21 protein-coding genes and 7 tRNA genes are annotated in these 22,400 nt (G+C 54.9%); 3 read left to right on the top strand and 25 right to left on the bottom strand.

Annotation, left to right across the window (positions count from 1 at the left end):
* Positions 1 to 17: 17 nt before the first annotated feature.
* From rlpA to leuS, 9 genes are all read right to left on the bottom strand, one after another.
* Positions 18 to 1,148 (bottom strand): endolytic peptidoglycan transglycosylase RlpA, encoded by a 1,131-nt coding sequence (gene rlpA, locus C7433_RS06100; RefSeq protein ID WP_110267782.1) that lies wholly within the window; start codon positions 1,146 to 1,148, stop codon positions 18 to 20.
* A gap of 10 nt (positions 1,149 to 1,158) precedes the next feature.
* Positions 1,159 to 2,271: a peptidoglycan glycosyltransferase MrdB gene (mrdB, locus tag C7433_RS06095; protein WP_006118407.1), complete on the bottom strand. Its 1,113-nt coding sequence runs from the start codon at positions 2,269 to 2,271 to the stop codon at positions 1,159 to 1,161.
* Between the two features lie 8 nt (positions 2,272 to 2,279).
* Positions 2,280 to 4,184: a peptidoglycan DD-transpeptidase MrdA gene (gene mrdA, locus C7433_RS06090; protein ID WP_033737455.1), complete on the bottom strand. Its 1,905-nt coding sequence runs from the start codon at positions 4,182 to 4,184 to the stop codon at positions 2,280 to 2,282.
* A 34-nt stretch (positions 4,185 to 4,218) separates the two neighbouring features.
* Entirely contained in the window at positions 4,219 to 4,689 is a 471-nt protein-coding gene (rlmH, locus tag C7433_RS06085; protein WP_006118409.1) for a 23S rRNA (pseudouridine(1915)-N(3))-methyltransferase RlmH, read from the bottom strand.
* Positions 4,690 to 4,692: 3 nt separating this feature from the next.
* On the bottom strand, positions 4,693 to 5,010 hold the full coding sequence (rsfS, locus tag C7433_RS06080; protein WP_006118410.1) for a ribosome silencing factor: 318 nt from the start codon (positions 5,008 to 5,010) through the stop codon (positions 4,693 to 4,695).
* A gap of 90 nt (positions 5,011 to 5,100) precedes the next feature.
* A complete protein-coding gene (nadD, locus tag C7433_RS06075) occupies positions 5,101 to 5,742 on the bottom strand; it encodes a nicotinate-nucleotide adenylyltransferase (RefSeq protein WP_110267781.1) in 642 nt (213 codons plus the stop codon).
* A complete protein-coding gene (gene holA, locus C7433_RS06070; protein WP_039342893.1) occupies positions 5,735 to 6,766 on the bottom strand; it encodes a DNA polymerase III subunit delta in 1,032 nt (343 codons plus the stop codon). Before holA ends, nadD begins: the two co-directional genes overlap by 8 nt.
* Positions 6,763 to 7,362 (bottom strand): LPS assembly lipoprotein LptE, encoded by a 600-nt coding sequence (gene lptE, locus C7433_RS06065; protein ID WP_006118413.1) that lies wholly within the window; start codon positions 7,360 to 7,362, stop codon positions 6,763 to 6,765. The genes holA and lptE overlap by 4 nt, the downstream gene beginning before the upstream one ends.
* Positions 7,363 to 7,376: 14 nt before the next feature.
* Positions 7,377 to 9,959 carry a leucine--tRNA ligase gene (gene leuS, locus C7433_RS06060; protein WP_039342889.1) on the bottom strand — a complete coding sequence of 861 codons (2,583 nt, stop codon included), beginning with the start codon at positions 9,957 to 9,959 and terminating at the stop codon, positions 7,377 to 7,379.
* A 222-nt stretch (positions 9,960 to 10,181) separates the two neighbouring features.
* Between leuS and C7433_RS06055 the strand changes: the two genes are divergently transcribed.
* On the top strand, positions 10,182 to 10,664 hold the full coding sequence (locus C7433_RS06055) for a zinc ribbon-containing protein (RefSeq protein WP_006118415.1): 483 nt from the start codon (positions 10,182 to 10,184) through the stop codon (positions 10,662 to 10,664).
* A gap of 33 nt (positions 10,665 to 10,697) precedes the next feature.
* Here C7433_RS06055 and C7433_RS06050 read toward each other — a convergent pair whose 3' ends face one another.
* The 4 genes from C7433_RS06050 to C7433_RS06035 all read right to left on the bottom strand — a co-directional run bounded on the left by C7433_RS06050 (position 10,698) and on the right by C7433_RS06035 (position 13,891).
* Positions 10,698 to 11,423, bottom strand: a complete 726-nt coding sequence (locus tag C7433_RS06050; RefSeq protein ID WP_039342886.1) for an amino acid ABC transporter ATP-binding protein — start codon at positions 11,421 to 11,423, stop codon at positions 10,698 to 10,700.
* On the bottom strand, positions 11,424 to 12,101 hold the full coding sequence (gene gltK / locus C7433_RS06045; protein ID WP_006118417.1) for a glutamate/aspartate ABC transporter permease GltK: 678 nt from the start codon (positions 12,099 to 12,101) through the stop codon (positions 11,424 to 11,426).
* Positions 12,101 to 12,841: an amino acid ABC transporter permease gene (locus C7433_RS06040; RefSeq protein ID WP_006118418.1), complete on the bottom strand. Its 741-nt coding sequence runs from the start codon at positions 12,839 to 12,841 to the stop codon at positions 12,101 to 12,103. Before C7433_RS06040 ends, gltK begins: the two co-directional genes overlap by 1 nt.
* Before the next feature lie 153 nt (positions 12,842 to 12,994).
* Positions 12,995 to 13,891: an amino acid ABC transporter substrate-binding protein gene (locus C7433_RS06035; RefSeq protein ID WP_033739290.1), complete on the bottom strand. Its 897-nt coding sequence runs from the start codon at positions 13,889 to 13,891 to the stop codon at positions 12,995 to 12,997.
* A gap of 350 nt (positions 13,892 to 14,241) precedes the next feature.
* Here C7433_RS06035 and C7433_RS23715 point away from each other — a divergent pair, with 350 nt between their 5' ends.
* Entirely contained in the window at positions 14,242 to 14,457 is a 216-nt protein-coding gene (locus C7433_RS23715) for a hypothetical protein (protein WP_199227838.1), read from the top strand.
* On the opposite strand, the gene lnt is transcribed toward C7433_RS23715, so the two are convergent.
* The 5 genes from lnt to miaB all read right to left on the bottom strand — a co-directional run bounded on the left by lnt (position 14,438) and on the right by miaB (position 20,092).
* A complete protein-coding gene (lnt, locus tag C7433_RS06025; RefSeq protein ID WP_110267825.1) occupies positions 14,438 to 15,961 on the bottom strand; it encodes an apolipoprotein N-acyltransferase in 1,524 nt (507 codons plus the stop codon). The genes C7433_RS23715 and lnt overlap by 20 nt on opposite strands.
* A gap of 4 nt (positions 15,962 to 15,965) precedes the next feature.
* Positions 15,966 to 16,847 carry a CNNM family magnesium/cobalt transport protein CorC gene (gene corC, locus C7433_RS06020; RefSeq protein ID WP_033739293.1) on the bottom strand — a complete coding sequence of 294 codons (882 nt, stop codon included), beginning with the start codon at positions 16,845 to 16,847 and terminating at the stop codon, positions 15,966 to 15,968.
* Positions 16,848 to 16,928: 81 nt separating this feature from the next.
* Positions 16,929 to 17,402, bottom strand: coding sequence for an rRNA maturation RNase YbeY (ybeY, locus tag C7433_RS06015; RefSeq protein ID WP_033739295.1), 474 nt, complete (start codon positions 17,400 to 17,402; stop codon positions 16,929 to 16,931).
* Entirely contained in the window at positions 17,399 to 18,460 is a 1,062-nt protein-coding gene (locus tag C7433_RS06010; protein WP_033739297.1) for a PhoH family protein, read from the bottom strand. Before C7433_RS06010 ends, ybeY begins: the two co-directional genes overlap by 4 nt.
* Positions 18,461 to 18,667: 207 nt before the next feature.
* Positions 18,668 to 20,092 carry a tRNA (N6-isopentenyl adenosine(37)-C2)-methylthiotransferase MiaB gene (gene miaB, locus C7433_RS06005; RefSeq protein ID WP_033739300.1) on the bottom strand — a complete coding sequence of 475 codons (1,425 nt, stop codon included), beginning with the start codon at positions 20,090 to 20,092 and terminating at the stop codon, positions 18,668 to 18,670.
* 168 nt (positions 20,093 to 20,260) lie between these two features.
* On the opposite strand from miaB, the gene ubiF reads away from it, so the two are divergent.
* On the top strand, positions 20,261 to 21,433 hold the full coding sequence (ubiF, locus tag C7433_RS06000) for a 3-demethoxyubiquinol 3-hydroxylase (protein WP_110267780.1): 1,173 nt from the start codon (positions 20,261 to 20,263) through the stop codon (positions 21,431 to 21,433).
* A 93-nt stretch (positions 21,434 to 21,526) separates the two neighbouring features.
* Here ubiF and C7433_RS05995 read toward each other — a convergent pair.
* The 7 genes from C7433_RS05995 to C7433_RS05965 all read right to left on the bottom strand — a co-directional run bounded on the left by C7433_RS05995 (position 21,527) and on the right by C7433_RS05965 (position 22,185).
* Positions 21,527 to 21,601 (bottom strand) — tRNA-Gln (locus C7433_RS05995).
* 26 nt (positions 21,602 to 21,627) lie between these two features.
* Positions 21,628 to 21,702: transfer RNA gene (locus tag C7433_RS05990), tRNA-Gln, on the bottom strand.
* 6 nt (positions 21,703 to 21,708) lie between these two features.
* A tRNA-Met gene (locus C7433_RS05985) sits at positions 21,709 to 21,785 on the bottom strand.
* Between the two features lie 22 nt (positions 21,786 to 21,807).
* Positions 21,808 to 21,882: transfer RNA gene (locus C7433_RS05980), tRNA-Gln, on the bottom strand.
* A gap of 34 nt (positions 21,883 to 21,916) precedes the next feature.
* Positions 21,917 to 21,991 (bottom strand) — tRNA-Gln (locus tag C7433_RS05975).
* A gap of 22 nt (positions 21,992 to 22,013) precedes the next feature.
* Positions 22,014 to 22,098: transfer RNA gene (locus C7433_RS05970), tRNA-Leu, on the bottom strand.
* A gap of 10 nt (positions 22,099 to 22,108) precedes the next feature.
* Positions 22,109 to 22,185 (bottom strand) — tRNA-Met (locus tag C7433_RS05965).
* Between the last annotated feature and the right edge of the window lie 215 nt (positions 22,186 to 22,400).

Below are 22,400 nucleotides of genomic sequence, written 5' to 3'. Positions count from 1 at the left end.
ATGAGTAAAGCTGTTGTTTAACGACCTGCGGTGGTCACAAAAGCCGCGCTCTGACCCTCACGGCTCAGGCGCTGCTGTAGCGCCACAGCTTCGGTACGGGTTTTGTAACCGCCGAGCTGTACGCGATAAACGTTGTTCCCCGCGTTTTCCACTGCGCCGGGTACGCCGAAGCGCTGGCGCAGACTGCTGAGCAGCTGGCGCGCACGTGCTGCATCATTGATAGCGCTGACCTGGACGACATAGCCGGACAGCGAAGCGCTGCTGCTCTGGCTGGATGAAGCGGCGTGAGGCGCGGCGGCGCTGGCAACCACCGGTGCGGCAGTGGCGGGGGCCGCCTCTGGCTCACTGCCTTCCAGAACACCGCTCGGTAAGGGCTGAGGGGCCCCCAGAAAACCACTGCTCTGAACGGGCGCGCCCATGGCATTGTCCGTTTTCAGAGTCGCATTACTGATGGGCGACACGTCCTGTGCGGCAGGTGCCGTTTCCATTGCCGGTGCCGTTTGCGTCTGACCGCCGCCGTTCATGACGGAGGGCGAACTCATGACGGGGCCGTTCAGATCGGGGCGCGCGGGCAGGGCGTAACTCTGTTTTGCCACAACAGTGCCGATAGTACCCGGACCCGAGAGCGTGCCATCTGGCGCGACGCTAATGTAATCCACACGGACGCGGGTGTTATTGGAGATGTTCAGACGATCGCCGGCCGCACGCGACAGATCGATAATGCGTCCTGGCGTGTAAGGGCCACGATCGTTAACGCGCACGACAATCTGACGTCCGTTGGCCAGATTCGTGACGCGCACATAACTTGGCAGCGGCAGTGTCGGATGCGCGGCGGTCAGGGCATCCGGATCAAAAGCCTCGCCGATGGCGGTACGGCTGCCCTGGGCTTCGTCGCCATACCAGGCTGCTAATCCGACTTCACTGTAGTTAGCCGGATTTTTGATGATGTGATAAGTCTTGCCATTGACGCTGTAGTCCTGACTGGTCGACGGATTGACCGGCTCATAACGCGGCTCAACGCCAGGAATTTCCACCACCGGGCCATTGTAGGCGGGCTGGGGTGGAGCACTCTGCTGTTGCGGTTCCTGGGTAGAACATGCAGCCAACACCATTGAAGCCAATACAACGCCAAGCCAGTCCTTACGCATCTGCGACCTCTTAAACACTTTTAGATAACATTTTTCGGTGTGTGTGGATCGACATTACGATGCCAAATCCCGCCATAAGCACAATAAGCGCCGAGCCGCCATAGCTGACCAGCGGCAGCGGAACGCCAACCACCGGTAAGATACCACTAACCATGCCAATGTTAACGAAAACATAGACGAATAAAATCAACATTAATCCGCCCGCCATGACGCGCCCAAAGGTGGTCTGTGCCCGTGCGGCGACGATCAGGCCGCGCATGATTAACAGCAGGTAGAGCACCAGCAGTAACAACACGCCGACCAGACCCAGCTCTTCGGCCAGCACGGCAAAAATAAAGTCCGTATGACGTTCCGGCAAGAATTCCAGCTGTGACTGAGTACCGTGCAGCCAGCCTTTACCGCGCAAGCCGCCGGAGCCAATGGCGATTTTTGACTGAATGATGTGATAGCCCGCGCCCAATGGGTCGCTTTCCGGATCAAGCAGCATCATCACGCGGTCTCGCTGATAATCATGCATCAGGAAGAACCACAGGATAGGAATAAAGGCTGCGACCAGCAGGACGGCAATGCCAATCAGTTTCCAGCTCATGCCCGACAGAAACAACACAAACAGCCCGGACGCGGCGATGAGAATCGAGGTGCCGAGGTCAGGCTGTGCGGCCACCAGCAGTGTGGGAAGAAAAATCAGCACCAGCGCAATTGCGGTATTCTTCAGGGTAGGTGGACAGACATCGCGGTTAATAAAACGCGCCACCATTAACGGCACCGCAATTTTGGCGATCTCGGAAGGCTGAAAGCGGACAAACCCCAAATCCAGCCAGCGCTGTGCGCCTTTACTGATTTGCCCAAAAGCATCCACCGCGATCAGCAGAATGACGCAGATAATATACAGATAAGGTGCCCAGCCTTCATACACTCGCGGCGGGACCTGCGCCAGCACCAGCATCACCACTAATCCCATGGCGATCTGGCCCAGTTTACGTTCCATCATGCCGGGATCCTGGCCGCTGGCACTCCAGATAACAATGGCGCTGTAGGTCAGTAGCGCAAGGATGATCAGCATAAACAGCGGATCAATGTGCATGCGCATCCAGATCGTCCGCTTCTGCGGGCTGTCATTCATCGACATGATTATTCACCTTCATAGCCAGGTGGTGTAGGCGCAGCATCCGGCAGGACAGTATTGTTATCGCCTAACATAATGTGATCCAGAATCTGGCGCATGACCGTGCCCACTGCCGGACCGGCCCCGCCGTTTTCCAGAATCATGGTGACGGCAACGCGTGGTTTATCGTAAGGCGCGAAAGCGGTCATCAGCTTATGGTCACGTAAGCGTTCAGCGATTTTATGCGCATTATACGTTTCGTTCTCTTTCAGACCGAAGACCTGTGCGGTACCGGACTTCGCGGCAATTTTGTAAGGCGCATCGGCAAAGCTTTTGTGGGCCGTGCCGTTTGGTCGGTTGGCGACGCCGTACATGCCGTCTTTGGCAATTTCCCAGTAGCCAGAGTGGATATCGCCAATCGGCTGGGAAGGCGGCTGACGATAAGGCACCAGCGTACGGCCTTCACGGGTCGCGCGCAGCAAATGCGGCACTTTGATGATGCCGTCGTTGATAAGAATCATCATCGCTTTGTTCATCTGCAACGGTGTCGCTGTCCAGTAACCCTGACCGATGCCGACTGGAATGGTATCGCCTTGATACCAGGGCTTTTTAAAGCGACGCATTTTCCAGTCACGCGTCGGCATGTTGCCAGCGCTTTCCTGAGGCAGGTCAACGCCGGTGCGCATGCCATAGCCAAATTTCGTCATCCACTCCGACAGGCGATCGATGCCCATGTCATAGGCAACCTGATAAAAGAAGGTATCAGCGGACTCTTCCAGCGATTTGGTGACATTCAGGCGACCATGTCCCCATTTTTTCCAGTCACGGTAGCGTTTCTCGGAGCCGGGGAGTTGCCACCAGCCAGGATCGAACAGGCTGGTATTGCGGTTAATCACCCCCGCACTCAGGGCGGAGACGGCAACATAGGGTTTAACGGTAGAAGCAGGCGGATAAGCGGCCTGAATCGCACGGTTATAGAGTGGGCGATTTTCATCGTTCAGCAAGCCGCGATAGTCTTTGCTGGAAATGCCGTCAACGAACAGGTTGGGATCGTAGCTGGGAGTCGACACCATCGCCAGAATCTCACCGGTGCGCGGATCGCTGACCACGACCGCTGCACGACTACCGGCCAGCAGCGTCTCGATATACTGCTGCAGTTTGAGATCGATAGTCAGATAAATATCACGACCGGCCTGGGGCGACTGCTCGTGCAACTGCCGTATGACCCGGCCACGGTTGTTAACTTCGACCTCTTCATAGCCGGTTTTGCCATGCAGCAGGTCTTCGTAATAGGCTTCGATACCGAGTTTGCCGATATCATGCGTTGCCGCATAGTTGGGCCATTTTCCCTCTTTATCCAGACGGGCCACGTCGCGGTCGTTAATTTTCGACACATAGCCCACAACATGAGTCAGTGTCTGGCCATAGGGATAATAGCGGCGCTGGTAGCCTTTCACTTCTACGCCAGGAAAGCGATACTGATTCACCGCAAAGCGCGCCACCTGCACCTCATTCAACCCGGTTTTAACCGGAATCGACGTGAAGCGGCGCGAACGTTTACGCTCTTTTTCAAACGCCTCGATATCCTCATCGGTGAGTTCGAGGACCGGACGCAAATTTTGCAGGGTTTGTTTCAGGTCATCGACCTTTTCCGGCACCAGTTCCGCCTGATAAATGGTCCGGTTCAGGGCCAGCGGCGTACCCGTGCGGTCATAGATGATGCCGCGGCTGGGCGCGACCGGCACCAGTTTGATTCGGTTTTCGTTGGAGCGGGTACTGTAATCGTCGAAACGTAAAATCTGCAGGTGATAGAGATTAACCACCAGCACGGAGGAGAGCAGTAAGACGCCGACAAAAGCAATAAAAGCCCTGCGGACAAAGACTTTTTGTTCGGCGCTGTAATCGCGAAAGGCGTTGCTTTGTAATTTCATCCGCTACTTGTAATGTCTGGAGTGAGCTTATCGGTTATTCACGATGATAAGGATGATTTGTCGTAATGCTCCATGCGCGATAGAGGCTTTCGGCAACCAGCACGCGCACCAGCGGATGAGGCAACGTTAAGGCCGAAAGCGACCAGCTCTGTTCCGCCGCCGCTTTGCAGGCTGGCGCTAACCCTTCCGGGCCGCCAATCAGCAGGCTGACATCGCGGCCATCCTGTTTCCAGCGTTCCAGCTGTTGGGCCAACTGTGGGGTTTCCCAGGGCTGTCCGGGAATATCCAGCGTGACAATCCGGTTGCCTTTACCTGTGGCGGCCAGCATCGCTTCACCTTCCTTTTCCAGGATGCGTTTGATGTCGGCATTTTTACCCCGTTTGCCCGCCGGAACTTCCGTCAGTTCAAACGGCATGTCTTTGGGAAAACGACGCAGGTATTCCATAAAACCGGTCTGCACCCAGTCAGGCATTTTGGTGCCGACGGCAACAAGCTGCAATTTCACCGCTTAACCCCAGAGCTTTTCCAGTTCATATAACTGACGGCTCTCTTCCTGCATCACATGCACGATGACTTCACCGAGGTCGACCACAACCCAGTCAGCGGCCGTCTTGCCTTCAACGCCCAGCGGCATCAGGCCGGCGGCGCGGGATTCCTGCTCAACGTGTTCAGCGATTGAGGTAACGTGGCGCGTCGAGGTGCCGGTGCAGATGATCATGAAATCAGTAATGCTTGATTTACCCTGAACGTCGAGGGTGACGATGTTCTGACCTTTCAAATCATCAATCTTATCAACAACGAACTCTTGGAGTGCTTTACCTTGCAAAAGGTTCCCCTTTAAAAACTGGTGAGAGCGGGCTGGCTGACGCCCGGGATACAGCCGAAAAATTTAGCGGCGTAGTATATCACGCCCATATCAGTCGCGATATAAGCCGGCGCGGTCGATATAGTCGATTACCGAGGCGGGCAGTAAATCGTCACAGGCGAGATGCTGATGACGACGCTTGCGAATTTCGGTAGCTGAAATGGCATAGCGCGGGGTTTCTGCCAGCCAGATGCCGCCGGCCGGACGCTGCTGCAGTTCCTGAGGATCGTGGATCACGTGTCTGTCCAGCCAGTCCTGCATGTCCGGCGTCGCCATTTCAGTCGGATAGCCTGGTCGCTGGCACACCAGCAGATGACACAGGCTCAGTAAATCCTGCCAGCGATGCCATTTTGCAAGCGTCAGTAATGAGTCCTGACCGATAATAAACCCTAACGGCTGATCGCCACGTTCAGCCCGTATGGCTTCTAACGTATCGACAGTCCATGAGGGCGTGTCCCGTTGCAGTTCGCGCGTATCGATATCAAAAAGCGGCCGCTCGCGAATAGCGCACCGCAGCATCGCCAGGCGCTGTTGCGGACTGGCTTCCGGCTGCGGCCGGTGCGGCGGCACATTGTTGGGCAACAGGGTAACCCGGGCCAGGCCAGTTTGCTGCGCCAGCGCTTCTGCCGGGCGTAAATGGCCGAAATGGATCGGGTCGAAGGTGCCGCCAAACAGGGCGTGTAAATCAGACATGGGCAAAACTCGCGGGAAAAGCACGGTTGGCAATCAGCATCGACAGCGTTTGCAACTGTGGCCAGACCGATTGTCCATAATCCTGTTTCAGCGTAATTTCGATTTGCGTCAACAGATGGATTGCCTGTTGTAAGCGCGCTGCATCAAGGCGCTGCAACGCCTCAGTAAAGAGAGGACGGCGATTTTGCCAGATGCGCTGTTGATCCATCAGTGTACGCAGAGGTTGCTGTGTCTGATGACGTTGCAGGTGCAGCAGAGTCATCAGATCGCGCTGCAGCGTCCGCAGCAATATCGTCACTTCGCTGTCTTCACTTTCCAGCTGTTGCAGGATATGCAGTGCGCGACGGCTCTTGCCTGCCAGTAGCGCGTCGACCCAGTGATAAGGCGTAAAGTGCGCGGCATCACTGACTGCGGCTTCAACGCGCGGTAGCGTGAGCTTGCCATCGGGCCACTGAAGAGACAGACGTTCAAGTGCCTGCGCCAGCGCCAGCAGGTTACCTTCGTAGCAGTAACAGAGTAGCTGGACCGCCGCATCGTCGATCGCGAGCCTCATCGCTTTGGCCCGGCTGGTGACCCAGCGCGGCAGTTGCGCCTGCTCCGGCGTCTGGCAGGGGACCAGCACCGCATGGGCTGACAGCGCTTTAAACCAGGCGCTGTTTTCCTGCGCTTTGCTGAGTTTCGCCATCCGGCAAATCAGCAAAATATCCTCATGAAGCAGCGAGGCGAGCGTGATCAGATGTTCGGCGATGGCGGCATTGGGACCATTTTCAGGAAACTGCAATGTAAGCGTCTGTCGCTGAGTAAACAGGCTCATTGACTGGCAACTGACAAACAGGCTGTCCCAGTCTGTTTGTGCATCCAGGGTAAAACTCACATGTTCTTCAAAGCCCTGCGCCACGGCGCTGGCGCGAATGGCATCCGCACTTTCCTGCAACAACAGAGGTTCATTGCCGGTTAATAAATAACAGGCGCGCAGCCCCTCACGGAGCTGCGCGCTGAGTTGTTCCGGATAAATCCTGATCATTGCGTCAGGGGTGCCGCGGAAGAGGCCGTTCCCGCAGCAGAGTGAACCGGTTTTGCCACCGTTGACGAAGAGGATGTCTGCGGGCTGTCCATCTGGGCCGCATGTACCGCCAACAGCTTACGAACCAGTTGTTCGGCTGCACGTTGACGCATCTCCTGGGTGATCATGTCCTGTTCCGCATCTTTCGCCAGGGCCGCGTTCGGGTTATCAAAGAACGAGCGATAAACGGTCGTGCTGATAGGGTAGATCCCTTTGTTGGGAATCAAGACCTGAGCCGTAACCACCATCGCCATCTGATATTCAGCGGTTGTGCCGCTGATGAAGACGGATGCGGTGCTTCGGCCCTGAGATTCCCCGCCCAGACGCAGGGTCGGTACGACCATGCTGTTTTTCTGCGTCGCTTCAACGATGTTAACGTTGTTGATTCGCAACTGCTGACGCACCACGCGCGTCAGCGGCCCGTAAGGATCGCCCGTTTCTAAGACCAGCGTTCGCAGTTCCGTCGGCACCTGAGTGGTGCCGCGCGGGTGAAAACCACAGCCAGCGGTGATCACCGCCGCCAGCATGACAAACAACCTGATAATCGGATGTCGCACAGTTCCTCCTGAACTTAACCCACAACCAGGTTAAGCAGTTTGCCCGGTACATAAATGACTTTACGAATGCTCACACCATCAAGGTATTTCGCCACCAGGGGCTCCTCAGCAGCGCGCGCCTGAACCTGCTCCTGTGTAGCCTCGGCTGCCACAGTAATTTTACCCCGCACTTTACCGTTGACCTGCACCACGACCAGCAGAGAATCTTCGACCATTGCGGCGTCATCCGCCACTGGCCATTCCGCATTGTCGATAGTGCCTTCGCCGCCCAGCGTCTGCCACAGCACGTAGCTGGCATGCGGGGTGAACGGATACAGCAAACGCGTCACGGCCAGTAAGGCCTCCTGCATCAACGCACGATCCTGCTCGCTGTCCTGCGGCGCACGCGCCAGCTTGTTCATCAGCTCCATGACCGCCGCAATCGCGGTGTTAAAGGTCTGGCGACGACCAATATCATCCGACACTTTGGCAATGGTTTTGTGCAGGTCGCGGCGCAACGCTTTCTGATCGTCATTCAGGCTGGCGACGTCCAGGGCAACCGTTGCACCTTTCTGTGAATGATCGTAGACCAGTTTCCAGACACGTTTCAGGAAGCGGTTTGCCCCTTCCACACCGGATTCCTGCCACTCCAGCGTCATATCCGCAGGCGAGGCAAACATCATGAACAGACGGACGGTATCGGCACCATAGCGCTCAACCATCAGTTGGGGATCGATGCCGTTGTTTTTCGACTTGGACATTTTGCTCATGCCCGCGTAAATCACCTCGCGGCCCTGAGTATCTACGGCTTTAACAATGCGGCCTTTCTCATCGCGCTCGACGGTCACGTCAACCGGCGAAACCCAGTTACGTTCGCCGTTAACGCCCAGATAATAGAACGCATCCGCTAACACCATGCCCTGGCACAGCAGACGTTTGGCTGGCTCATTCGAATTCACCAGGCCTGCATCACGCAGCAGTTTATGGAAGAAGCGGAAATACATCAGGTGCATGATGGCGTGTTCGATACCGCCGACATACTGATCTACCGGCAGCCAGTAGTTTGCTGCAGCCGGGTCCAGCATACCGTCCTTGTAGTCTGCACAGGTATAACGCGCGTAGTACCAAGACGATTCCATAAAGGTATCAAAGGTATCGGTTTCGCGCAGCGCAGGCTGACCGTTCACGGTGGTTTTTGCCCAGTCCGGATCGGCTTTAATCGGACTGGTAATGCCGTCCATGACCACGTCTTCCGGCAGAATCACCGGTAACTGGTCTTCTGGTGTCGGCATGACGGTGCCATCTTCCAGGGTTACCATCGGAATCGGCGCGCCCCAGTAACGCTGACGAGAAACGCCCCAGTCGCGCAGGCGATAGTTGACTTTACGCTCGCCAACGCCTTTTGCCGCCAGCGCATCTGCAATGGCGTTAAAACCGGCACTGTGATCCAGGCCGCTGCACTCGGCAGAGTTAAACAGCGTACCTTTGTCGGTCATCGCGGCGGCGCTGACGTCAGGCTCGCTGCCGTCCAGATTGAGGATAACCGGTTTGATCGGCAGATCGTATTTGGTCGCAAATTCCCAGTCGCGCTGGTCATGCGCCGGCACGGCCATGACCGCACCCGTACCGTATTCCATCAGGACGAAGTTCGCGACCCACACAGGAAGACGTTCACCCGTTAACGGATGCACGACAGACAGGCCTGTCGCCATGCCTTTCTTTTCCATGGTGGCCATATCGGCTTCGGCTACCTTGGTATTGCGGCATTCTGCGATAAAATCAGCCAGAGCAGGGTTGCTGGCCGCCGCCTGTGCCGCCAGCGGATGACCGGCGGCGACAGCGACATAGGTCGCGCCGTAGAAGGTGTCCGGACGCGTGGTATAAACTGTCACTTTTTCGCTGCTGTCTGCCACGTCAAAGGTGATTTCCACCCCTTCAGAACGGCCGATCCAGTTACGCTGCATGGTTTTGACCTGCTCAGGCCACTCTTCCAGCGTATCCAGATCGTTTAACAGCTCTTCGGCGTAATCAGTGATTTTAATGAACCACTGTGGGATCTCTTTGCGCTCGACTTTGGTGTCACAGCGCCAGCAGCAGCCATCGATAACCTGCTCGTTAGCCAGTACGGTCTGATCGTTCGGGCACCAGTTCACCGCCGAGGTTTTTTTGTACACCAGGCCTTTTTCATACAGTTTGGTGAAGAACCACTGTTCCCAGCGGTAATACTCCGGTTGACAGGTCGCCAGCTCGCGGCTCCAGTCATAGCCAAATCCCAGCAGCTTAAGCTGGTTTTTCATGTACGCGATGTTGTCATAAGTCCAGGGCGCCGGCGCGGTATTGTTTTTGACCGCCGCGCCTTCCGCAGGCAGACCGAAGGCGTCCCAGCCAATTGGCTGCAGCACGTTTTTGCCGAGCATGCGCTGATAACGCGCAATGACGTCGCCGATGGTGTAGTTACGAACGTGGCCCATGTGCAGGCGGCCAGAAGGATAGGGCAGCATAGACAGGCAGTAGTACTTCTCTTTGCCTTCCTGCTCAGTCACTTTAAACGTTTCGTTTTCATCCCACTGCTGCTGAACGCGGGATTCAATCTCTTCCGGGCGGTATTGCTCTTGCATGGCTGCCTGTGGTCCTTAATAGATGACACTTTGCTGACTTTACGATCCGCATAGCATACCCATAAGGCCGCACATCAACAACACTTCCCACTTTTACGGGGGCGATTTATCGTCAACGCATCCCTGCTTTCACTCTTTTACGCTTCCTTACCCAGCGAGCCGGGCAAATGTGACAAAGTAGCTAAACTTAGTACAGGTACTGAGCGCAAAAAGGAGAATAAAATGAATAAAGTGGCCCAGGAATATCACGCCTCACTGGCGGTATTAACCGAACGTCTTCGCCACGGCGATCGCGATCTGGATACATTAGTAGACGATCGGCGCCGTCATTTACAAGCGCACTCCGATCTGACGCCGGACGAAATCGATCGGGCGCTGACGTCGGTGCGTCGCGATCTGGCAGAGTTTGGCCGTAACTATGCAGAGGCGGAAGAGCCGGTCGCCGACTCCGTTTTTATGCGCGTGATTCGGGAAAGCATCTGGAAGGAGCTGGCAGATATTACGGATAAAAGTCAGTTAGAGTGGCGTGAGGTTTTTCAGGATTTGCAACATCACGGTGTGTACCAAAGTGGTGAGGTGGTGGGCCTGGGCAATCTGGTCTGCGAAAAATGCCACTTCACTCGCGCCATTTATACGCCGGAAACGCTGTCACGTTGCCCCGAATGCAATCACGATCAGTTTTATCGTCAGCCTTTTGAGCCGTAGAAGAAGCAGGCGGGCTTTGTGCCCGCCTGACGTTTAGTGCAGAATTTTTGCCAGGAAATCCTTTGCCCGCTCAGACTGTGGATTATTAAAGAAGTCATCTTTATGGGTGTCTTCGATAATTTTTCCTTCGTCCATAAAGATCACCCGATTGGCCACCTTACGGGCGAAGCCCATTTCATGTGTCACGACCATCATGGTCATGCCTTCCTGGGCCAGTTCGACCATAACGTCCAGCACTTCATTGATCATTTCGGGATCGAGTGCGGAGGTCGGCTCATCAAACAGCATGGCAATCGGATCCATACAGAGTGCCCGCGCAATCGCGACACGCTGCTGCTGACCGCCCGAGAGCTGGCCGGGAAATTTATCTGCATGCGCTGACAGGCCCACGCGAGTCAGCAATTTGAGGCCTTTCTCGCGGGCGGCGGTTTTGTCGCGCTTTAAGACTTTGACCTGCGCCAGCACCAGGTTATCAATAATGCTCAGGTGAGGGAACAGTTCGAAGTGCTGAAACACCATGCCGACCTTACTGCGCAGTTTGGCCAGATTGGTTTTTTTATTGTTCACTTCAGTACCGTTTACCGTAATGCTGCCCTGTTGCACAGGTTCCAGGCCATTCACGGTTTTGATCAGGGTCGATTTGCCCGAGCCTGACGGCCCGCATACCACAACCACTTCACCGGTCTTGACTTCGGTAGAGCAGTCGGTCAGCACCTGAAATTGACCATACCACTTAGAAACGTTTTTCAGGCTAATCATTTAAACCGTCCTTTTTCTTTTTAGATAGCTGACCAACAGTGACGCGCTCAGGCTGATCACGAAGTAGACCAGACCGGCAAACAACACCATCTCAACCTGGGTACCGTCACGCTCACCGATGGTGGAGGCGGTGCGGAAGAAGTCCGCCAGGCTCAGCACATACACTAACGAGGTATCCTGGAACAGGACGATGCCCTGGGTCAGTAACAGCGGAACCATGGCACGAAACGCCTGAGGCAGAATCACCAGGCGCATGGACTGCCACTGCGTCATGCCCAGCGCCAGCGCCGCGCTGGATTGCCCACGCGCAATACTGATGATGCCGGCGCGAATGATTTCCGAATAATACGCCGCTTCGAACAGCGAAAAGGCGACCATTGCCGAAATCAAACGAATGTCGGTTTTAGGGGAAATACCCAGCACCTGCTGCAGGAAACTCGGCACCACCAGATAAAACCACAGCAGGACCATAACCAGCGGTACCGAACGGAACAGGTTAACGTACAGTTTGGCAAACCAGCTGATGGGCCTGAAGGTCGACAAACGCATCACCGCCAGCAGCGTGCCCCACAGGATGCCGAAGACCACCGCCGTAAGCGTGATTTTAAAGGTAATGACCAGACCATTAAGCAGGTAAGGCAGGCTGGGAGGAATGGAACTCCAGTCAAACGCGTACATCACTTGCCTCCCATATTGCCGGGCAGACGCACTTTGCGCTCAACCAGGCTCATCAAAAACATAATCACCAGGTTGATGGCAATGTAGGCCAGCGTAATGGCCGTAAACGATTCATAGGCGTGTGCGGAATAGTCCAGCAGCTTGCCCGCCTGCGCAGCCATGTCCACCAGGCCGATCGTCGACGCGATCGCCGAGTTTTTAACCAGGTTAAGCATTTCTGACGTCATTGGCGGCACAATCACGCGGTAAGCATTAGGAAGCAACACATAGCGATAGGTTTGCGGCAGCGTCAGGCCCATTGCCAGCCCGGCATTCTTTTGTCCCCGCGGCAAAGACTGAATCGCCGCGCGCACCTGCTCGCAGACGCGTGCGGCGGTAAACAGGCCCAGACAGATCACCGACGAGATAAAGAACTGCAGGTTGGGATCCAACTCCGACTTAAACCACATGCCAAGCTTCTGACCAACCAGCTCTGGCGCCACCAGATACCAGAAGAAGAACTGCACGATCAGGGGGATGTTACGAAACAATTCCACATAGCAGGTGCCAATCGTTGCCAGCAGCCGATTAGGTACGGTACGCAGAATGCCAAAGAATGAACCTACGCAGAAAGCGATAATCCAGGCACAGCAGGAGACAGCAATTGTCACCTGAAAACCGGACCACAACCAGCCGAGATAGGTGGTATTTCCGAACGGGGCCTGTTCGAGAAAAATGCCCCAGTTCCAATCGATACCCATAACGAACTCCGGTAAAAAAGGGTAGCAGAGCTACCCTGAAGATTGATGAACGGCTTAATGCGCCTGAGTCAGGGGAACGACCCGATCAGGCGGTCTGTCCACGCCGCGGTTTCAGCAATCGAGAGGGCGACAGCGCCGCCCTTGTTATCGTTGTTAATTCAGCGCTTTATCATTCGGCGTTTTGAACAGGGCTTTCATGTCATCAGACAATTCAAAGTTCATGTTCAGGTTTTTAGGAGGAATAGGCTGTTTAAACCAGGTGTCGAACCATTTTTCTGCCTGGCCGGAGGTCTGGGCTTTTGCAATGGTGTCATCAACCAGCTTTTTGAACTGCGGATCGTCTTTGCGCAGCATACAGCCATAAGCTTCTTTAGACTGTGGCGTACCGATAATGACCCAGTCATCCGGTTTTTTCGCTTTAGCGCGTTCGCCAGCCAGCAGGGCGTCATCCATCATAAAGGCCACGGCACGACCGGTTTCCAGCGTACGGAACGAATCACCATGGTCTTTGGCGCTGATGATGCGCATATCCATCTTTTTCTCGTCGTTCAGTTTATGCAGCAGCACTTCTGACGTCGTACCTGAGGTCACCACGACAGTCTTGCCTTTCAGATCGTCAAAATCCTTAATTGGGCTGCCTTTTTTAACCAGCAAGCGGGTACCGATAACAAAAATGGTGTCGGAAAAGGCCGCCTGTTTCTGGCGCTCAAGGTTGTTGGTCGTTGAGCCACATTCGTAGTCATAGGTGCCGTTTTGCAGCAGCGGAATACGGTTCTGTGAAGTAATCGGGATCATTTTGATCTGCAGATCAGGTTTATTCAGCTTCGCTTTAATGGCATCAGCAATCGCATTTGAATAAGCCTGTGAATAGCCAACGACTTTCTGTTGGTTGTCGTAATATGAAAAGGGAACTGACGATTCGCGATGCCCGATAACAATGACGCCACTGTCATTAATTTTTTTCAGGGTACCGCTGAGATCTTCCGCCTGGGCCGCTCCCGCTGCTGCGCTCAACAGCAAAAGAGATAATGCCACTTTGCGTAATTGCATGTTCCAACTCCTTCGTGTGGAAATTGCACAGGATCAACCCTGTACTGAGTGTGATGTTGTGTGTATTTTGCACTGCTTTTCTTATTATTCCCTCGCGCGTCTGCACTTAAGAATATTCACTAACATAGCGGATTGTTAACCTAATGAAACAAAAAAGTTTCTTTTTTGCGATGGCATTCGCACCAAAAAAAGGCAATCGCGCGTCCATGCACGCGGAAGGTGCGCAGATTGAGCGTTAATGGTGCATTACGCCCATGCCATCGTGGGTAACAAGCCCCGCGTTGCAGGAATACAGAAACATTTAGCAATCATCGTGCCAGAATAAAATGACAGTGGGGTGAACGGGCGGTTTGACTGAAGAAGCAGAAGCAGAAGCAGAAGCAGAAGCAGAAGCAGAAGCAGAAGCAGAAGCAGAAGCAGAAGCAGAAGCAGAAGCAGAAGCAGAAGCAGAAGCAGAAACAAAAGCAGTAAAAGGGGGAAGGGAAACAGCGTGCGGATTAAGACACCGCGAAAGGCTGTGGCGAAGCAGCGCTTCACCACAGCGTGTCAGCGCTGACGTCGGATGAAGGCCAGTAACCCGGCCAGCACTGTCGCTATCCATACCGGCCAGAGCCCGGCTTTCGAGTATGGCGTTTCGCCGCGGGTAGGCGTTACCTTATCCACGAGTACGCCGCGCGTGAACTGCGGCAGAACCTTTTCCACATCGCCATTGGCATTCACCACGGCGGTTACGCCATTGTTGGTGCCGCGCAGCAGCGGTCTGCCCAGCTCAAGTGCGCGCATACGCGCCATCTGGAAGTGTTGCCAGGGACCAATCGAGTGACCAAACCAGGCATCATTAGAGACGGTCAGCAGAAAGTCGGTGTCCGGACGGAAGTTCGCCCGCACCTGCTCACCCAACACGATCTCGTAGCAAATCGCCGTCGTAAGGTGATAATTCGCCACATTGAGCTGAGGCTGCAAATAGGCACCGCGGCTGAAGGCAGACATCGGCAAATCGAAGAAGGGGGCAAGCGGGCGCAGCAAATCCGCCATGGGAACAAACTCACCAAATGGCACCAGATGGTTTTTCTGATAGCGGTTAGTGCTGAAGTAGTTGTAGGGCTTCGGCCCGCCCAGCACAATAACCGTGTTGTAATCATGATAACGATTCTGCTCCAGGCGCGAATCCACGATACCGGTCACCAGTGCGCTACCGCGCGCGCGGAGTTCGGCATCCAGCGAACGCAGGAACGGTTGCTGGTTACTTTCCAGATCGGTAATTGCCGACTCCGGCCAGATAATAATGGGGGCTTTCCCCATCAGCGGCTGGCTTAAATCATTATAAATGCGCAGCGTGTTCAGCAACTGCTGCGGGTCCCACTTCATCGACTGGGGAATATCGCCCTGCACCAGCGCGACATCGACCGCCTGCTGGGGTAAAGGTTGATACCAGTGCAGATAACGCAACGGCCAGCATATTGCCAGTACCGCGAGCGCGCCCACCAGGCTTTTCACCTGACGTCGCTGCTGCGCATAAACCAGCAAACCCGCAATGACCATCAGCAGGAAGGTAATACTTTCCACGCCAGCCAGCGGCGCAATCCCCTTTAGCGGGCCATCAATCTGACTGTAGCCAAACTGCAACCACGGAAAGCCGGTTAAAATCCAGCCGCGCAAAAACTCCGTCACCTGCCATAACGCGGGAGCGGCCAGCGCCAGTCGCCACAGTGTGGGACGTGGCCAAATCCGGTTCAGGATGCCGGTAAACAGCGCCGGATAAACCGCCAGGTAAGCCGCCAGCAGGACCACCAGAAAAACGTTCACCGGGCCAGGCATGCCGCCAAAAGTGGCAATGCTGACATAAACCCAGTTAATACCGCTGCCAAACAGGCCAAACCCCCAACTGAAACCAATGGCGCTGGCCTGAGGACTGGTGCGGTTCAACGTCAGAAGTTGCAGGCCGAACAGCGAAAGCAGGGCGGCAGGCCAGAAATCGTAAGGGGAAAAGGCGAGCGTGCCACAAGCGCCGCTCAGTAAAGCCAGCAGCAGACGGACCCGCTGCTGCTGGTAAAAGGAGGCTAATGCCATAGCGTTATTCGTCATCCAGTTGAGGTAGCGCCGAATTTTCCGGGATTTTTACGTGGACCTGAATGATACGGCGGCTGTCGGCCATGGCAACTTTGAACTGGTAACCATCAATGTCGATGCTTTCACCGCGCGCCGGCAGATGACCAAAGCCCTGCATTACCAGTCCACCAATGGTATCCACTTCGTCATCGCTGAACTGGGTGCCGAACACCTCATTGAAATCCTCAATGGGGGTTAACGCACGCACCGTGTAGGTCTGGCGGTTGAGCTGGCGGATATCCCGATCTTCCTCATCGTCATATTCGTCTTCAATTTCGCCAACAATCAGTTCGAGAATATCTTCAATCGTGACCAGTCCGGACACGCCACCAAACTCATCGATCACAATCGCCATATGATAGCGCTGGGAACGAAACTCTTTCAGCATACGGTCAACGCGCTTGCTCTCAGGCACAACCACCGCAGGACGCAGCACTTTTTCGACGCTGAAGGCTTCTGATTCGCTGCTCATAAACGGCAGCAGATCTTTCGCCATCAGGATGCCTTCAACATGGTCCTTGTCTTCGCTGATCACCGGAAAGCGGGAGTGTGCGGAGTCAATGATCACATCCAGGCACTCTTCGAGGTTCTGGTTGCGTTTCAGGGTGATCATCTGAGAGCGCGGAATCATGATGTCGCGTACGCGCTGTTCTGCAATATCCAGCACGCCTTCCAGCATGTCGCGGGTATCCTGATCAATCAGGTCCTTTTGATTGGAATCACGGATAAGGCTCAGGAGCTCGTCACGGTTTTTGGGTTCACCGTGAAACAGTTGGTTGAGCAGTAGGGAAAAAAATCCCTTTTTACTACTGGGTGCATCGCTGTTTTGAGAATGGTCGTCGCTCATGGCGGTTTTTAAAGATCTCTCTGGTCAGTAAGTGATGCTGCCGGTCGGGTTACCGGCAGCAGGATGGCCTGAGTCCACAACTCAGGCGTTTTCTTTCTCCGAAATGTACGGATCAGGATAACCAAGAGCAAGCATTATCTCGGTCTCCAGACCTTCCATCTCTTCGGCTTCGCTGTCTTCAATGTGATCATAACCCAACAGATGCAGCGTACCGTGAACCACCATGTGCGCCCAGTGGGCTTCAACGCTTTTCCCTTGTTCCTGCGCTTCCTGTTCCACGACCTGACGACAGATGATCAAATCGCCCAGCAGGGGCAATTCAATACCGGGTGGCGCTTCAAAAGGAAATGACAACACATTGGTGGGTTTATCTTTGCCACGATAGGTCAGGTTAAGCTCATGGCTTTCCTGTTCATCCACCAGACGAATAGTCACTTCGCTTTCCGGCTGAAACGGCGTCACCGCAGCTTCCAGCCAGCGCTGAAACTGGCTTTCCGTGGGGAGATTTTCTGTTTGTTCACAGGCCAGCTGCAGGTCGAGAATCACGTCGCTCATGGTTTCTCCTGAACGCTATGTTGGGCGGCAAGGGCTTCACGCTTACGCTCTTCAGCCTGCTGATCGCGACGTTTCTGATCGGCTTCTTCCCAGGCTTCATAAGCGGTCACGATGCGTGCCACGACCGGATGACGCACAACGTCTTCACTGTGAAAGAAGTTAAAGCTGATTTCTTCCACTTCAGACAGGACCTCAATCGCGTGACGTAAACCCGATTTTGTGTGGCGGGGCAGGTCAATCTGCGTGACGTCGCCGGTGATGACCGCTTTCGAGTTAAAGCCGATACGGGTCAGAAACATCTTCATCTGCTCGATAGTGGTGTTCTGGCTTTCATCAAGAATGATAAACGCGTCATTCAGCGTACGGCCGCGCATATAGGCCAGCGGCGCGACTTCGATAACGTTGCGTTCCATCAGCTTCTCGACTTTTTCAAAGCCCAGCATCTCAAACAGGGCGTCGTAAAGCGGACGCAGGTAGGGGTCCACTTTCTGGCTCAAATCGCCCGGCAGGAAGCCCAGTTTTTCACCGGCCTCGACGGCGGGGCGCGTGAGCAGGATGCGACGAATCTCCTGGCGTTCGAGCGCATCGACCGCGGCAGCGACAGCCAGGTAGGTTTTACCGGTACCCGCCGGGCCCACGCCAAAGGTGATGTCGTGGTCGAGGATATTGGCAATATACTGTGCCTGATTTGGGGTGCGCGGCTTGATGACGCCACGCTTGGTCTTGATATTGACCGCTTTACCGTAGTCGGGCACGCTTTCTGCCGTTTGTTCCAGCACCCGGCTTTCTTTGATCGCCAGATGAATCTGCTCGGGTTCGATATCCGGAATTTCGCCGCGCACGGGCGCGGTATCGACATAAAGTGTTTTCAGGATCTCGACCGCGGCATTCACGCACAGCACCCGACCAACCAGTTTAAACTGATTGTCCCGGCGGTTTATCTCAATGCCAAGACGACGTTCCAGCTGTTTTACATTGTCATCAAATGGACCGCACAGGCTCATCAGACGGCGGTTATCAGCCGGTTCAAGGGCGATTTCACGGGTTTCAATATTCAAACGAATCCTTTGGGTCACTCAGGGCCAGTTGAAAGGGATTGCGGGTGCATCAGATGTGTTAAGCGGATGCATCATAACGAAATTATTTATGCGGTCACGCCGGGGCGCAAGCTTACGAGGTGATATTTGGGCGGCACCGGCAGAAACCAAGTGCAAAACAGCAGAATGTGCGGCAGCCGACGGTTAGCTGCCGCACATAACGGAAGATCAGGGCTGGAAGACGCCAACGCCGATATCATTTTCTTTGCGGGTACGGGCGATAACGGAGGCCGGGCTTTCAACCACACGTAAGCCCATTTCCTCTTCAGTCCGCACCAGCTTGCCGCGCAAGGAGTTGGTATACACATCGACAATTTCAACGTCGACAAACTTACCGATCATCTCTACCGGACCTTCGAAATTCACCACTCGGTTGTTTTCGGTCCGGCCGGTCAGCTCCATCACATTTTTACGTGAAATGCCTTCTACCAGAATCCGCTGCACGCTGCCCAGCATACGGCGGCTGATCGCCATGGCCTGCTGGTTGATGCGATCCTGCAGAATATACAGACGCTGTTTTTTCTCTTCGTCGCTGACGTCGTCAGGCAAGTCTGCCGCAGGTGTGCCCGGCCGCGCTGAGTAGATAAAGCTGTAGCTCATATCAAAGTTAATATCACCAATCAGCTTCATCGTTTGCTCAAAGTCCTGCTGTGTTTCACCCGGGAAACCTACGATAAAGTCAGAACTGATCTCAATGTCAGGGCGTGCAGCGCGCAGTTTGCGAATGATAGCCTTGTACTCCAGCGCAGTGTGCGCACGCTTCATCAGTGTCAGAATCCGGTCGGCGCCGCTCTGCACAGGCAGGTGGAGGAAGCTTACCAGCTCTGGCGTATCGCGATAGACATCAATGATGTCATCGGTGAACTCAATCGGATGGCTGGTGGTGAAGCGAATACGGTCAATGCCGTCAATCGCCGCCACCAGACGCAGCAGTTCAGCAAAGGTGCACACGTCGCCGTCAAAGGTTTCGCCGCGATAAGCGTTCACGTTCTGCCCTAACAGGTTCACTTCGCGTACGCCCTGCGCAGCCAACTGCGCGATCTCCAGCAGAATATCGTCTGACGGACGGCTGACTTCTTCACCGCGCGTATAAGGCACCACGCAGAACGTACAATATTTGTTGCAGCCTTCCATGATGGAGACAAACGCGGTGGGGCCTTCGGCCCGCGGTTCTGGCAGGCGGTCGAATTTTTCAATTTCCGGGAAGCTGATGTCCACAACCGGACTTTTGCTGCCGCGCACGGTATTAATCATTTCAGGCAGGCGATGCAGGGTTTGCGGACCAAAGACAATGTCCACGCAAGGCGCACGCTGGCGAATATGATCCCCTTCCTGCGACGCGACGCAGCCGCCAACACCGATGATCAAATCCGGGTTGCGCTCTTTGAGTTTTTTCCAGCGCCCCAACTGGTGGAAAACCTTCTCCTGCGCTTTCTCGCGGATTGAGCAGGTGTTGAGCAGCAGAATATCCGCCTCTTCGGCTTCCTCTGTCAGGGTATAGCCGTGCGTGCTGTTCAGCAGGTCAGACATCTTAGATGAATCGTACTCATTCATCTGACATCCCCAGGTTTTGATATGCAGTTTTTTTGTCATCGAGCTAGCCATTAAATCAGTGCAGTGAAGTGCTGGGCGCGTATTGTAATGCTTTGCTGCGGATGTGACCAGCCTGAGGGCTTTTCTGATCGTGCCTCATTTTTCCGGTACACTTTGCAGGAATACCACCGCGCTGAAAAGTGGCGGCCTAAGAGAGGGATACAAGTGATGCAGGATAACCAGTTTGATGTGGTGATTGTCGGCGGCGGCATGGTCGGAGCGGCGCTGGCCTGTGGTTTAGCGCAGCACCGCTTCCGGGTGGCGGTGATTGAGCGGGCAACCCCGCCACCTTTCGATCCCGACAGCCTGCCGGACGTGCGCATTTCCGCTGTCGGCGCCTCGTCGGTGGCGCTCCTGAAACAACTGAACGTCTGGCAACGCGTAGAGGCGATGCGCTGTGCGCCTTACCGCAAACTGGAAACCTGGGAGTGGCAGACGGCGCAGGTCAGTTTCGATGCGGAGTCGCTGGGTTTGCCTGAACTGGGTTATATGGTGGAGAACACGGTGCTGCAACGTGCGCTGTGGGAAGATATGACGCAGCGAGGGATCACCTTGCTGTGCCCGGCGACGATGGAGGCTCTTCAGCCCTGTAATGCGGGCTGGACGCTGTCATTAAGCAATGGCACGACCGTAACCGCAAAATTAGTGGTGGGGGCAGATGGCGCAAGTTCACAGGTGCGACAGATGGCGGGTATTGGGATTCACGGCTGGAGTTACGCACAGTCCTGCTTACTGATCAGCGTCACCTGCGAGCATCCGGCTGGCGATGCGACCTGGCAGCACTTTACGCCCGACGGTCCACGCGCTTTCCTGCCGCTGTTCGGTCATCATGCCTCGCTGGTATGGTATGACGCCGCCGCCCGTATCCGACAGTTACAGGCCATGCCCGTTGCACAGCTGGAGAAAGAGATCGCCCATCACTTTCCGGCCCGACTGGGCCGTTTTCATGTGCATGCAGCCGGTGGCTTTCCCCTGGTGCGTCGACATGCCGCGCGTTATGTCCTGCCGGGGCTGGCGCTGGTCGGCGATGCGGCGCACACCATTAATCCTCTGGCAGGGCAGGGCGTGAATCTGGGATATCGTGACATTGATGCGTTGATGGATGTATTAATTGCTGCGCGTGACAATGCTGAAACCTGGTCGTCGGAACGGGTGCTGTTACGTTATCAGCGCCAGCGCCGCCACGATAATCTGCTGATGCAGAGCGGGATGGATCTGTTCTATTTTACGTTTAGCAACCGCGTCGGCCCGTTAAAGCTGGTACGCAATCTGGGATTGATCGCCGCTGAGCATTCCGGCGTGCTGAAACGTCAGGTCTTGCGCTATGCGTTAGGCTTGTAAGCCTCAGCCACGCGTCGCATGGATCTGACGCGTGGTCATGAGCCGGAAGCCAGAAACAAAAAAGCCCGCTATTGCGGGCTTTTTTGCTTAATTTGGCTGGGGTGCAGGGATTCGAACCCCGGAATGCTGGTATCAGAAACCAGTGCCTTACCGCTTGGCGACACCCCAATGGTGTCAAATCAAATTGTCTAAAATGGCTGGGGTGCAGGGATTCGAACCCCGGAATGCTGGTATCAGAAACCAGTGCCTTACCGCTTGGCGACACCCCAAGAAAATGGTGGCTACGACGGGAATCGAACCTGTGACCCCAGCATTATGAGTGCTGTGCTCTAACCAGCTGAGCTACGTAGCCAAATTGTATTACCTTTCGATGATGGCTGGGATACCTGGATTCGAACCAGGGAATGCCGGTATCAAAAACCGGTGCCTTACCGCTTGGCGATATCCCATTCGTCCACTCGCAGCCGCGAGATACATCGAAATTGGCTGGGGTACCTGGATTCGAACCAGGGAATGCCGGTATCAAAAACCGGTGCCTTACCGCTTGGCGATACCCCATCCATGCTGCCGACTCGTGAAATGGTGCGGGAGGCGAGACTTGAACTCGCACACCTTGCGGCGCCAGAACCTAAATCTGGTGCGTCTACCAATTTCGCCACTCCCGCAAAAAAAAGATGGTGGCTACGACGGGAATCGAACCTGTGACCCCAGCATTATGAGTGCTGTGCTCTAACCAGCTGAGCTACGTAGCCATCTTTTTTCGCGCAACCTTCATCGGCGTTGCGGGGCGCATTATGCGGAGTTGACTACACAGCGTCAACAAGTTTTTTGCCGTTTTTTGCCTTCAAACGCCTGTTTGTCTGGCTTATAACCAGGGTGGTGCTTTATTCGGCAATTTTTCAGTGAATACAACGGCAACTCCACAAAAAATGGGCCATTACTGGCCCATCTGTTCACTCAGTATAGC

This window comes from Pantoea sp. PNA 03-3, assembly GCF_003201175.1.
Lineage (GTDB): Bacteria > Pseudomonadota > Gammaproteobacteria > Enterobacterales > Enterobacteriaceae > Pantoea > Pantoea stewartii.
Note: the sequence above shows the minus strand (reverse complement) of the source record. Positions and strands in the feature narration are given on the sequence as shown.